Raw genomic sequence first — 13151 nt, forward strand, 5'->3', positions numbered from 1 at the left:
CTTAGTTCACCCACACGCGAGCGTTACGGAACATGCGCATCCACGCGCCGTCTTCGTTCCACTCTTCCGGGCGCCACGAGTTCTGCACGGCGCGGAATACGCGCTCCGGGTGCGGCATCATGATGGTGACGCGACCGTCGCGGCTGGTGAGGCCGGTGATCCCGCGCGGCGAGCCGTTCGGGTTGGCCGGGTAGCCTTCGGTGACCTTGCCGTGGTTGTCGACGAAACGCAGGGCCACGGTACCGGACAGGTCGGCTTCCAGCAGTGCTTCTTCGCTGGAGAACTCGGCATGGCCTTCACCGTGGGCAATGGCGATCGGCATGCGCGAACCGGCCATGCCCTGCAGGAAGATCGAGTTGGATTCCTGCACCTGCACCATCGCCACACGGGCTTCGAACTGCTCGGAACGGTTACGCACGAAGTGCGGCCAGAACTCGCTGCCCGGGATCAGTTCGCTGAGGTTGGACATCATCTGGCAACCGTTGCACACACCCAGGGTGAAGCTGTCGTTACGCTCGAAGAAGCCCTGGAACGCGTCGCGGGCACGGCTGTTGAACAGGGCCGATTTGGCCCAGCCTTCACCGGCACCCAATACGTCGCCGTAGGAGAAACCGCCGCAGGCAACCAGGCCTTTGAACTCATTGAGGTCAACGCGACCGGCGAGGATGTCGCTCATGTGCACGTCGATCGCATTGAAGCCGGCACGATCGAACGCTGCCGCCATTTCCACCTGACCGTTGACGCCCTGCTCACGCAGCACCGCCACTTGTGGGCGGATGCCTTTCTTGATGTAAGACGCGGCGATGTCCTGGTTGACGTCGAAGCTGAGCTTGGTGCTCAGGCCCGGGTTGTCTTCTTCCAGGATCACGTCGAACTCCTGCTCGGCGCAGTCGGCGTTGTCACGCAGGCGCTGGATCTGGTAGCTGGTCTCGGCCCACTGGCGTTGCAGCAAGCGGCGCTGGCCTTCAAACACGGTTTCGCCGTTGAAGACGATGTTGATTTCACCGTTGTTGATCGGCTGGCCCACTACGGCCACGCAGTCGCCCAGGCCAGCGGCGCTGAATTGTGCGAGTACGTCCGGCGTTGCGTCCTGGCGAACCTGGATCACGGCGCCCAGTTCTTCGTTGAACAGGATCGCGGCGATGTCGGCAGAGGTTTCCGCCAGGCCATCGAGGTTCAGGCTCAGGCCGCAGTGACCGGCGAAGGCCATTTCCACGGCGCTGGTCAGCAAACCACCGTCGGAACGGTCGTGGTACGCCAACAGGTGACCGTCGGCGTTCAGGCCCTGGATCACCGCGAAGAAGGCTTTCAGGTCTTCGGCGTCGTCGACGTCCGGAGCCTGCTTGCCGAGCTTGCCGTGCACCTGGGCGAGGATCGAGGCGCCCATGCGGTTCTGGCCGCGACCGAGGTCGATCAGGATCAGGTCGGTGGTGCCCTTGTCCATGCGCAGTTGCGGGGTCAGGGTCTGGCGAATGTCGGTCACTGGCGCAAAGCCGGTAACGATCAGCGACAGCGGCGAGGTAACGCTCTTGTCCACGCCTTCATCGTTCCAGCGCGTGGCCATGGACATGGAGTCCTTGCCCACCGGAATGGTGATGCCCAGCTCAGGGCACAGCTCCATGCCGACTGCTTTCACGGTGTCGTACAGGCGCGCATCTTCACCCGGGTGGCCGGCAGCGGACATCCAGTTGGCCGACAGCTTGATGTCGGAGATCTTGGCGATGCGCGACGCGGCGATGTTGGTCAGGGTTTCGCCAATAGCCATGCGGCCCGACGCCGGAGCGTCCAGCAGGGCCAGCGGAGTGCGCTCGCCCATGGCCATGGCTTCACCGGTGTAGACGTCGAAGCTGGTGGCGGTGACGGCAACGTCTGCCACCGGAACCTGCCACGGGCCGACCATTTGATCACGGGCAACCAGACCGGTAATGGTGCGGTCGCCAATGGTGATCAGGAAGCTTTTGCTGGCAACGGCCGGGTGGTGCAGGACGCGCTCCACGCAGTCGGCGATGGCCAGGGTGGACGGATCGAAATCGTCGCCCAGTTCGTTTTCACGCACGGCCGAACGGTGCATGCGTGGGGCCTTGCCCAGCAGCACTTCCAGCGGCATGTCTACCGGGCTGTTGCCGAAGTGGCTGTCGGTGACCGTCAGTTGCGGCTCGGCAGTGGCTTCGCCGACCACGGCAAACGGGCAGCGCTCGCGTTCGCAGATCGCCTGGAAGCGTTCGAAGTCCGCAGGACCCACCGCCAACACATAGCGTTCCTGGGATTCGTTGCTCCAGATTTCGTGCGGGGCCATGCCCGGCTCGTCGTTTGGAATGTTGCGCAGTTCGAAGCGGCCGCCACGGTCGCCATCGTTGACCAGCTCAGGGAAGGCGTTGGACAGACCGCCCGCGCCCACGTCGTGGATGAAGCTGATCGGGTTCTTGTCACCCAACTGCCAGCAACGGTCGATGACTTCCTGGCAACGGCGCTCCATTTCAGGGTTTTCACGCTGTACGGACGCGAAGTCCAGGTCTGCCGAACTGGTGCCGGTGGCCATGGAGGAAGCGGCGCCGCCGCCCAGGCCGATCAACATGGCCGGGCCGCCGAGGACGATCAGCTTGGAGCCGACCAGAATCTCGCCTTTCTGTACGTGTTCGGCGCGGATGTTGCCCATGCCGCCGGCCAACATGATCGGCTTGTGGTAACCGCGCACTTCATCGCCACGCGGGGTGGTGATGGATTGTTCGAAGGTACGGAAGTAACCGGTCAGGGCCGGACGCCCGAATTCGTTGTTGAACGCAGCGCCGCCCAGCGGGCCTTCGATCATGATGTCCAGCGCGGTGACGATGCGCTCAGGCTTGCCGTACGGCACTTCCCACGGCTGTTCGAAGCCCGGGATCTGCAGGTTGGATACGGTGAAGCCAGTGAGGCCGGCCTTTGGCTTGGCGCCACGACCGGTTGCACCTTCGTCGCGAATCTCGCCGCCGGAACCGGTGGCTGCGCCCGGGAACGGAGCAATCGCGGTCGGGTGGTTGTGAGTCTCGACTTTCATCAGGATGTGCACCGGCTCCTGCACCGCGCCGTACTGGCGGGTTTCAGGGTCCGGGAAGAAGCGGCCAGCCACGCTGCCGACGATCACCGAGGCGTTGTCTTTATAAGCCGACAGAACGCCTTCGCTGTGCATCACGTAGGTGTTCTTGATCATGCCGAACAGGCTTTTTTCCTGGCTCTGGCCGTCGATGTCCCAACTGGCGTTGAAGATCTTGTGACGGCAGTGCTCGGAGTTCGCCTGGGCGAACATCATCAGTTCGATGTCGTGCGGGTTGCGCTTCAGGCCGATGAAGGCGTTGACCAGGTAGTCAATTTCGTCTTCGGCGAGGGCCAGGCCCAGTTCGGTGTTGGCCGTTTCCAGCGCGGCGCGACCACCACCGAGCACGTCAATCGCGGTCAGCGGCTTTGGCTCGGCGTGGCTGAACAGACCGGCGGCCTGTTCCAGCTGGCCTTTGATGATCTGAGTCATGCGGTCGTGCAGGCTGCTGGCGATCAGCTCGGCCTCGGCGTCGCTGAACTGGCCTGCTACATAGAAGGCGATCCCGCGCTCCAGACGCTTGATTTTTTCCAGGCCGCAGTTGCGGGCGATGTCGCTGGCCTTGCTCGACCAGGGCGAGATGGTGCCGAACCGTGGCAGGACCAGGAACAAGCGGCCGTTAGGCTCTTGAACAGGAACGCTGGGACCGTACTTCAGAAGGCGCGCCAGCACTTGCTGTTCGTCGGCGGTCAAAACGCCGTTAACGTCGGCGAAGTGAGCAAATTCAGCATACAAGCCACTGACAGAAGGTACCTTCTGGCTCAGTTGCTCAAGGAGTTTGCTGTGGCGAAAGGCAGAAAGGGCAGGAGCGCCGCGCAGGATCAACATCTTCGGGACAGCCTCGGGAAGGGGGTGTGCTTTGAGGCCGTGCATTCTAGCGTAAACCGTCGCCAACGGCACCCGAAACGGCACCAGTGGCCGCAGCCGGACGTCAGTTGGCATAAATCGCACGATATCAGATGGCCATACCCGCTGTTCCGGGCAGTTATTTTAACCGTCACAATCGGCTGCCAAGCCCCGTTTCTGCGGGCTGCAGCCAAGGTTTACGGGCGCTAGCAGACAAGTGCCCCGCTGTCGAGATATGGCGCCGAGGGTCCTTTGCGTATACTGCGCAGATGTTCTCCCCTACTGCTTTACGCCCGCGAGGCGCCAAATGGCTCCTCGTCACCGGACTCTTCCTGCTGCTCAGCGCCTGTGTGGATAAACCCAACACGCTCGAGCGAATCAAGGAGGATGGCGTATTGCGGGTGGTCACCCGAAACAGCCCGGCCACGTATTTCCAGGACCGAAACGGTGAAACCGGTTTCGAATACGAACTGGTCAAGCGCTTTGCCGACGACCTGGGTGTAAAGCTGGAGATCCAGACCGCCGACAACCTTGACGACCTGTTTTCCCAGATCGGCAAACCCAACGGCCCGGTCCTGGCCGCCGCCGGCCTGGTGAGCAGCGAGCAGCGGCGCCAAGAGGTGCGCTTCTCCCATCCGTACCTGGAAGTCACCCCGCAGATCATCTACCGCAACGGCCAGTCCCGCCCCACTACCGCGGCCGACCTGGTGGGCAAGAAGATTATGGTGCTCAAGGGCAGCACCCACGCCGAGCAACTGGCAGCGCTGAAAAAACAGTTTCCCGGGATTGAATACGAAGAGTCCGACGCCGTTGAGGTGGTCGACCTGCTGCGCATGGTGGACGAAGGCCAGATCGACCTGACCCTCGTCGACTCCAACGAAGTGGCGATGAACCAGGTGTACTTCCCCAACGTGCGGGTAGCCTTTGACCTCGGCGACGCCAGTAACCAGGCCTGGGCCGTGGCGGCGGGCGATGACAACAGCCTGCTCAACGAGGTCAACAACTACCTCGACAAGGTTGAAAAGAACGGCACCCTGCAACGCTTGAAAGACCGTTATTACGGGCACGTCGATGTACTCGGCTATGTCGGCGCCTACACCTTCGCCCAGCATCTGCAGCAGCGCCTGCCCAAATACGAGAAACACTTCCGGGCCTACGCCAAGGAAGAAAAGGTCGACTGGCGCCTGTTGGCGGCCATCGGTTATCAGGAATCACTGTGGCAGCCGGCGGTTACCTCCAAGACCGGCGTGCGCGGCCTGATGATGCTGACCCAGAACACCGCGCAGGCCATGGGCGTGTCCAACCGCCTGGATGCCAAGCAAAGCATCATGGGCGGCGCCAAGTACCTGGCCAAGATCAAGGATGAACTGGACGACAAGATTGCCGAGCCGGACCGCACCTGGTTTGCCCTGGCGGCGTACAACGTCGGCACCGGCCATCTGGATGACGCGCGCAAGCTGGCCGAGAAAGAAGGCCTGAACCCGAACAAGTGGCTGGACGTGAAGAAGATGCTGCCGCGCCTGGCTCAGAAGCAGTGGTACAGCAAGACGCGTTATGGCTATGCCCGCGGCGGTGAGCCGGTGCACTTTGTGGCGAACATCCGGCGCTACTACGACATCCTGACGTGGGTGACGCAGCCCCAGCTGGAAGGCAACCAGGTAGTGGAAGGCAACCTGCATGTGCCGGGCGTGGACAAGACCAAGCCGACGGAAGAAACCCCGAAGCTGTAACTCCCCGATCCTCCAAACACCACAAAATACTGTAGAAGCCGGGCTTGCCCGCGATGGCGGAGTATCAGCCAGCCTATATATCGCTGACACACCACCATCGCGGGCAAGTCGAATCGTCGCACCGCCGCTCCCACATTTGATCTTCTTTGATTTATAAAGCGGTGTTCAGGCCGGTAATCAGGTGCACCACCCCACCCGCCAACACCATCACACCCGGCACACCCGCCGCCTTCAACGCCTTCTCATCCAGCCGCCCCGCCTCCTTCAACTGCACCCGCACCCGGGTCAGTGCCAGCCGCTGCTGCGACTTGAGATTCTCCGCGCCACCCAACGCATTCAACACCGCCGGCGCCAATAGTGATTCGCTCACCGGAGCCGCCTGCGGCGTCTCAAGAATCAAATCCGGGGTCAGGGCCTTCCAGAATGCCCGCTGAAATTTCTCGAACATGTCAGTTCTCCACAACCAATGAGGTTTCAACGGTAGCCGCGTGATACAGGCGCAACGCTTCGCGCACCTGTGACGCCTCTTCCAGGCCCAGCACCTGGCGGGCGATGGATTGGCAGTCCGTCAGGTCCAGCTCGCGCACGGTGGCCTTGATGGTCGGGATCAGCGGCACGCTGACCGACAACTCATCCACCCCCAGCCCGATCAACACCGGCACCGCCAGCGCTTCAGACGCCAGGGCGCCGCACACACCCACCCACTTGCCATGGGCATGGGCGGCCTTGACGGTGGTGGCGATCAGGCGCAGCACTGCCGGGTGGAAGCTGTCGGCCTGGCTGGCGAGGCGCGGGTGATCGCGGTCCATGGCCAGGGTGTATTGGGTCAGGTCGTTGGTGCCGATGGAGAAGAAATCCACCTCCGGCGCAAACACATCCGCCATCAGCGCCGCCGACGGCACTTCGATCATGATTCCCAGCTTCGGCAATTCCATCAGCCCCAGGGCCAGCGCTTCCTCTTCAAGAATCTGCCGCGCCAAGCGCAGTTCCGAGAGCAGGCTGACCATCGGCAACATGATGTGCAGACGGGCGAAACCGGCACTGGCGAGAATCGCGCGGAACTGTTCGCGCAGCAGTTCCGGGCGTTCCAGGCACAGGCGAATTCCACGCAGGCCGAGGAACGGATTGGTCTCTGCGTCCATCGGCACATAGGCCAGCGGCTTATCGCCACCGACGTCCAGGGTGCGCACCACCAGATTGCGCTCGGGGCCCAACGCACGGGCAATGGCGCTGTAGGTGCCCGCCTGTTCTTCGGGACTCGGTGCGCGGTTGCGGTCCAGGTAGAGGAATTCGGAACGCAGCAAACCGACGCCTTCGCCGCCCAGGGACAGCGCTTGTTCCACTTCTTGCAGGGATGCGACGTTGGCCGTCACCTCGACGTGGTGACCGTCGCGGGTGGTAGCGGGCAATGACGCCTGCTCCACTTCGCGCTGGCGGCGCAGTACGTGTTGTTGGCGGGTGGCTTGCAGTTGCTCGATCTCGGCCAGGTCCGGCTCCAGGTGCAACTCGCCCTTGTCGGCATCCAGCAGCACTTGCTTGCCGTTGGCCAGGTCCAGCACCTGCACGGGCACGCCGCAGATCGCGGGCAAGCCCAGGGCCCGCGCCAGGATCGCAACGTGGCTGGTAGCACCGCCGCCCACCGTGACGAAACCCAACACCTTGCGTGTATCGAGGCTGGCGGTTTGCGAAGGGGTGAGTTGTTCGGCAATCAGGATCGCCTGCTCCGGCAAGTCCCAGGCGCTGTCCTTGATCCCGAGGATCAGCTTCAGCACCCGTTGGCCGACGTCGGCCAGGTCCGCCGCGCGCTCGGCGAGCAAGGCGTTGCCCAAGCCCTGGAACAGCGTGGCGGTGGCGACGGTCGCACTGTTCCAGGCAAACGCTGCACTCTTGCCCTGGGCCAGTGATTCATGGGCCTGCTCCAGCAGCGTCGGGTCTTCCAGCAACTCTTGATGAGCGCGGAAAATCTCCGCCTGGGCACCGCCGACCGCCGTGGCCTGCAAGGCTTGCAGTGCCTCGGTCGCTTCGCGCAGGCCACGTTCCAGCGTCGCACGCTCGACCGCTTCACCGGCACCGGCTTCAGTGATATTCAGATCCGGCTCGGCCACCTGAACCACTTGGCCGAACGCCGAACCCGGCGAAGCACACACACCGCGCAGCAGGCTTGCCGATGACACCGGCGCCGCCGGCTCAACGACCTCGACCTGCGCCGCCACCGTCTCTCCGCAGCCGTCTGCCAGCAAGGCAACCAGGGCCGTGATCGCTGCCTCGGCATCGTCGCCCGCCGCACTCACCTGCACGGTATCGCCCTGCACCGTCTGCAACGCCATGATCGCCACCAGGGATTTGGCGTTGGCGCTCTGGGTTTGCTTGTGCAGGTAAATGCTCGCCTTGAAACCCTTGGCTGCCTGGGCAAACACCGCCGCCGGGCGAGCGTGCAGGCCGTTGGCATTGGGCAACGTCAGCGGCTTGGAAAACAGTGCCTCGCCCTGCTCTTCCTCGACCTCGGCCGCGCCCGCCTCAGGCGTTACCTGCAGCAGCGGTTGCCCCACGTCCACCAGGCCCTGCTCCGGGGTCAGCAGCTTGAAGGGCTCGCCACTGACCACCAGCATCAGGGTCAGCAAGCTACGGGCGTTGAGCGCCACGTAGTCGGCATCGAATTCGATCAGCGGCTGCCCGGCGTCCACCCGCTGGCCTTCCTCGACCAATCGGGTGAACCCCTGGCCCGCCAGATTCACGGTGTCCAGGCCAATGTGCATCAGCACCTGGACGCCGTTGTCATCGGTGACGCTCACCGCATGACCACTGTCCTGGATATTGCTGATCACCCCGGCCAGCGGCGCGCAGAGGGTCTGCGAGGTCGGATCGATGCACAGGCCATCGCCGATCAGGCGACTGGAGAACACCGGATCAGGCACTTGGTCCAGGGCGAGCAGCACCCCGGACAATGGCGCCAGCAATTCCAGGGGTTGGGTTGTGGTCATGACTTCACCTGCTGTTTTGTTCTGTAAAAATCATTGGGCACCGGCGGCTTATTTCCACCAATACTCAACCTGCACACCAACGTTGGAACCATGCAACGCACTGCCGTAGCTGCCGGTGTCGGACAACGCCGAACCTGCCGCCAGTTCATTGGCTGCACGCTTGGCCGCTTCGTTCCAGGTCGCGTAGGTGTAATACAAGCGCACTTCCGGCCGCGCCCAGAAATCCGGGCCTTTGGGCGACCAGGTCGGGGCGAAGGTAAATTTGCTCAGCTTGCGCGTGCCACCGGTGGCCTCGACCTGATCATGACCGAGTTCGGTGACCAGTTTGAATTGTTCAGAGATCGCATAGGCCGGGCGTACGCCCACCGACATCCAGGTTTGATCCTGGCTGCCCGGCCGAATGTCTTTCTGGTACACGGCCTCGATCTGCCCGCCAAAACGCGGGGTCACTTGCCAGTCGAAGAACTCCACCGCGCGGTAGCTCTTGCTGCTTTTATCGAGGAACGTATCGCCGGTGTAGCCGAGGCCGGTGCCGGGGCCTTCACCGTACTGCAAGGCGAACTTGTTGCGCCCGCCGAGGAAGGGTTTCTGCACGTGCTGGGCGGTAATGGCCCAGCCGCTGTTGGTGTCGCGGCCACCGGCTTTTTCGATGTAGCTCAAGCCCAGCTCCAGCTCGCCGCCGGGGTTGGTCTTGAAGCCTGCCACGTTGAAGTCGTGACGGGTGGCGTATTCCTTCTGGTACAGGTTGTCCTTGCGGGAAAGCGCATAGCTGTATTTCAGGTCGCCGATTTTCACGTCCTCGATACCGCCGCCCGTGGCGCTCTGGTTCCAGTAGTAGAAGTCGGAGATATGGATGTCGTTTCGTTTGTAGTAACGCCGGCCGGCCCACAGCGAACCGCCGTTGAGGCTGGGCAGGTTCGACCACTGTGCATACATCTGCGGCATGCGCGCCGAGCCGTTGTCTTCACCCTGGAACTTCAGCGCCCGGTCGTACTTGTTGTACAGCGAGGCCATGGCGTCGACGCTGAATACCGAACCGTCGTCGAGGGTCAGCAGGTCCTGGCGCAACTCGAGTTCGGCGTACTGCTCGCATTCGTTGCCCAGGCGGTACTTCGATTGTGCACCCGGCAACTGGAAGCACTGCTGCTTGCCGCTGCCGGTTGAAGTTCCCGCGCCGCTGCGCAAATACCCGGCAAATTCCAATGCCTGGGCGGCCATCGGCAAGGTCAGACAGGATGCAACGAGGCCCAGCTTTATTGTTGTTTTCATGAAGCACTCCGATATTTTTATTATGTTTTTTTAAAGCACCCCGGCGCTCCCACACCGGGGGTAAAGCGGGGTTCTCAGTCCTTGAGGTGCAGCACAAACGATTCATACGGGCGCAACAAGACCTGGCTCGAACGCGGTGGGCAGTCGTCGTAGTTGCTGATCAGCAGGCGTTGCTCGTGCGCCTCAGTCAGCAGGCCATCGGGCAATTCGATTTCGCAGGGCGTGCCGTAAAAGTTGTTCAGCACCAGCAGGCGCTCGCCCTGCCCCTCCCGCAGGTACGCCCACACCTGGGTGTGCTGTGGCAGCAGTTGGCGGTAAACGCCTTCCTGAATCAGCGGCTCGTGCCGACGCAGTTCGATCAGGGCGCGGTAGTGATGCAGCACCGATTGCGGGTCATCCAGCTGGCTTTGCACGTTGATCTGCGCCGCGTTGGCCGGGATGCCGATCCACGGTTCACCGCTGCTGAAGCCGGCATTTTTATCGGCATCCCATTGCATCGGCGTGCGCCCGTTATCGCGGGATTTCTGCATGATCGCGGCCATGCTCGACGCCTCGGACTCACCGGCCTCGCGCTTGAGCCGGTAGATGTTCAGGGTCTCGACATCCCGGTATTGGTCGATGGTGTCGAAGCCCGGATTGGTCATGCCCAGCTCTTCGCCCTGGTACACAAACGGCGTGCCCTGGAGGAAGTGCAACGCAGTGGCGAGCATCTTCGCCGAGACCACACGGTGCTCGCCGTCATCCCCAAAACGCGAGACCACCCGCGGCTGGTCGTGGTTACACCAGAACAACGCATTCCAGCCGCCACCGGCCTGCATGCCGAGTTGCCAGTCAGACAAAATCTGCTTGAGTTGCAGGAAGTCGAAGTCGGCCGCGACCCACTTTTGCAGGTTCGGGTAATCGACTTTCAGGTGGTGAAAGTTGAAGGTCATCGACAGCTCTTTCGACTGCGGATTCGAATAACGAATGCAGTGTTCAAGGCTGGTGGACGACATCTCGCCGACGTTGATCAGGTCTTGCCCCTCGAACACTTCGCGGTGCATTTCCTGCAGGTACTCATGCACGTTCGGGCCGTCGGTGTAGAAGCGCCGACCGTCGGTGTTGTCTTCCGGGAAATCCGCCGGCTTGGAGATCAGGTTGATCACGTCCAGGCGAAAGCCGCCCACGCCTTTGTCGCGCCAGAAGCGCATCAGCTTGAACACTTCGGCGCGCACCTTGGGGTTGTCCCAATTCAGGTCGGCCTGGGTGTGGTCGAACAGGTGCAGAAAGTACTGGCCGGTTTGCGCCTCGTACTCCCAGGCCGAACCGCCGAACTTGGACTCCCAGTTGTTCGGCTGGTCGCGCCAGATGTAGAAGTCGCGATACGGGTTATCAAGGCTGCTGCGCGCCTGCTGGAACCACTCGTGCTCGATCGAGGTGTGGTTGACCACGATGTCGAGCATCAGCGTGATGCCCCGCTTGGCCGCTTCGCTGATCAGCAGGTCGCAATCGGCCATGGTCCCGTAGCTTGGGTCGATGGCGTAGTAGTCACTGATGTCGTAGCCATTGTCGCGCTGGGGTGAACGCAGGAACGGGGTGATCCACAGGCAGTCGACGCCCAGCCACTTCAGGTAATCGAGCTTGTCCACGATGCCCAGCAGGTCACCGGTGGCGTTACCCGCGTGGCTGTGGAAGCTTTTGGGGTAGATCTGGTAGATCACCGAGTGTTGCCAGTCTTGCATGGTGGTTTCCTTCAATTTGAAATGCGATCAACTGTGGGAGCTGGCTTGCCTGCGATGACGCCAGATCAGGCGACCCTGTATCCTGGCCGGACAATCTTCATGCTCAGTGCACAGGTCAAAACAAACGGCACGACAATCGCGACGGCCATGCCGATGACAAAGCTTGGGATGTACTGCGGGATGATCGAGATGAATCCGGGCAAGCCACCGACGCCAATGGCCGAGGCCTGGACCTTGTTCAGCGACAGGAAAATGCTGCCCAGGGCCGAGCCGGTCAGGGCGGCGTAGAACGGAAACTTGAAGCGCAGGTTGACCCCGAACATCGCCGGTTCAGTGATGCCGAAGTAGGCGGAAATCGCCGAAGTGGACGCCATGCTTTTGTCCCGCGCATTGCGGCTCATGTAGAACACACCGAGCGCCGCGCTGCCCTGGGCCAGGTTGGACATGACGATCATCGGCCAGATAAAGGTGCCGCCCTGGGTAGAGATCAGTTGCAGGTCCACCGCAAGGAACATGTGGTGCATGCCGGTGATCACCAGTGGCGCATACAGCAGCCCGAAAATCGCGCCGCCGACCATGGGCGCCAGGTCAAACAGGGTGACCACGCCTTCGGTGATCAGGATGCCGAGATGACGGGTCACCGGGCCGATGATCGCCAGCGCCAGCACGCCGGTGACGACGATGGTGGTGATCGGCACCACCAGCAATTGAATCGCATTCGGCACCCGCGCCCGCAGCCATTTTTCAATCACGCTCATCACGTAGGCGGCCAGCAGGATCGGCAGGATTTGCCCCTGGTAGCCGACCTTCTCGATCTTGAACCAGCCGAAAATATCGAAGTACGGCAGGCTCTGGCCGTCGAGGCCGGCGACTGCCTTGCCGTAGTTCCAGGCGTTGAGCAAGTCGGGGTGCACCAGCATCAGGCCGAGGACGATGCCGAGGATTTCACTGCCACCAAACCGTTTGGCCGCCGACCAGCCCACCAGCGCCGGCAGGAACACAAACGAGGTGTTGGCCATCAGGTTGATCAGGCTCCACACACCATCCAGGTTCGGATAGGCATCGAGCAGGGTCTTGCCCTCGATGAACATGCCCTTGGCGCCCATCAGGTTGTTCACCCCCATGAGCAAACCGGCAATGATCAGCGCCGGCAGAATCGGCATGAACACGTCGGAGAACACCCGCACCAGGCGCTGCATGGGGTTTATTTTTTCGACGCTTTTCTGTTTCACGTCCGCGATGGTCGACGCGGCGAGGCCGGTCTGTTCGCGCAGGGCGGCGTAGACCTTTTCCACTTCGCCGGGGCCGATCACGATCTGGAACAGGCCGCCGGTGAAGAACGAGCCCTTGACCAGGTCGACCTGGTTCAACGCGCCGCTGTTGGCCAGGCTCGGGTCCTTGAGGGCCAGGCGCAGACGCGTCACGCAGTGGGCAGCTTGCTCAAGGTTGTCGCTGCCACCGAGGTTCTCGAGAATCTCGCGGGCAATATTCGGATAGTCGTGGCTCATGCTTGGTATCCACTTGGTTTTTTTTA

7 protein-coding genes are annotated in these 13151 nt (G+C 62.2%); 1 reads left to right on the forward strand and 6 read right to left on the reverse strand.

Annotated elements, in window-relative coordinates:
* Position 1: 1 nt before the first annotated feature.
* A complete protein-coding gene (gene purL, locus JFV30_RS01750) occupies positions 2-3898 on the reverse strand; it encodes a phosphoribosylformylglycinamidine synthase (RefSeq protein ID WP_201121959.1) in 3897 nt (1298 codons plus the stop codon).
* 287 nt (positions 3899-4185) lie between these two features.
* Between purL and mltF the strand changes: the two genes are divergently transcribed.
* Entirely contained in the window at positions 4186-5646 is a 1461-nt protein-coding gene (mltF, locus tag JFV30_RS01755; protein WP_201121621.1) for a membrane-bound lytic murein transglycosylase MltF, read from the forward strand.
* Positions 5647-5797: 151 nt separating this feature from the next.
* On the opposite strand, the gene JFV30_RS01760 is transcribed toward mltF, so the two are convergent.
* The 5 genes from JFV30_RS01760 to treP all read right to left on the reverse strand — a co-directional run bounded on the left by JFV30_RS01760 (position 5798) and on the right by treP (position 13125).
* Entirely contained in the window at positions 5798-6094 is a 297-nt protein-coding gene (locus tag JFV30_RS01760; RefSeq protein WP_201121622.1) for a PTS transporter subunit EIIB, read from the reverse strand.
* A gap of 1 nt (position 6095) precedes the next feature.
* The gene (ptsP, locus tag JFV30_RS01765) at positions 6096-8627 is read right to left on the reverse strand and encodes a phosphoenolpyruvate--protein phosphotransferase (protein ID WP_201121623.1); all 2532 of its coding nucleotides are present in this window, start codon (positions 8625-8627) and stop codon (positions 6096-6098) included.
* A 48-nt stretch (positions 8628-8675) separates the two neighbouring features.
* Positions 8676-9896, reverse strand: coding sequence for a maltoporin (locus JFV30_RS01770; RefSeq protein WP_201121624.1), 1221 nt, complete (start codon positions 9894-9896; stop codon positions 8676-8678).
* A 74-nt stretch (positions 9897-9970) separates the two neighbouring features.
* Entirely contained in the window at positions 9971-11617 is a 1647-nt protein-coding gene (gene treC / locus JFV30_RS01775; RefSeq protein WP_201121625.1) for an alpha,alpha-phosphotrehalase, read from the reverse strand.
* Between the two features lie 65 nt (positions 11618-11682).
* Entirely contained in the window at positions 11683-13125 is a 1443-nt protein-coding gene (gene treP / locus JFV30_RS01780; protein ID WP_201121626.1) for a PTS system trehalose-specific EIIBC component, read from the reverse strand.
* Between the last annotated feature and the right edge of the window lie 26 nt (positions 13126-13151).

This window comes from Pseudomonas sp. TH32 (genome assembly GCF_016650855.1).
Lineage (GTDB): Bacteria > Pseudomonadota > Gammaproteobacteria > Pseudomonadales > Pseudomonadaceae > Aquipseudomonas.

What these genes read in the sequence shown, in the direction of transcription:
- purL (WP_201121959.1), bottom strand. Translation starts at nt 3,898, where the DNA reads ATGTTGATCCTGCGCGGCGCTCCTGCCCTTTCTGCCTTTCGCCACAGC.
- mltF (WP_201121621.1), top strand. Translation starts at nt 4,186, where the DNA reads ATGTTCTCCCCTACTGCTTTACGCCCGCGAGGCGCCAAATGGCTCCTC.
- JFV30_RS01760 (WP_201121622.1), bottom strand. Translation starts at nt 6,094, where the DNA reads ATGTTCGAGAAATTTCAGCGGGCATTCTGGAAGGCCCTGACCCCGGAT.
- ptsP (WP_201121623.1), bottom strand. Translation starts at nt 8,627, where the DNA reads ATGACCACAACCCAACCCCTGGAATTGCTGGCGCCATTGTCCGGGGTG.
- JFV30_RS01770 (WP_201121624.1), bottom strand. Translation starts at nt 9,896, where the DNA reads ATGAAAACAACAATAAAGCTGGGCCTCGTTGCATCCTGTCTGACCTTG.
- treC (WP_201121625.1), bottom strand. Translation starts at nt 11,617, where the DNA reads ATGCAAGACTGGCAACACTCGGTGATCTACCAGATCTACCCCAAAAGC.
- treP (WP_201121626.1), bottom strand. Translation starts at nt 13,125, where the DNA reads ATGAGCCACGACTATCCGAATATTGCCCGCGAGATTCTCGAGAACCTC.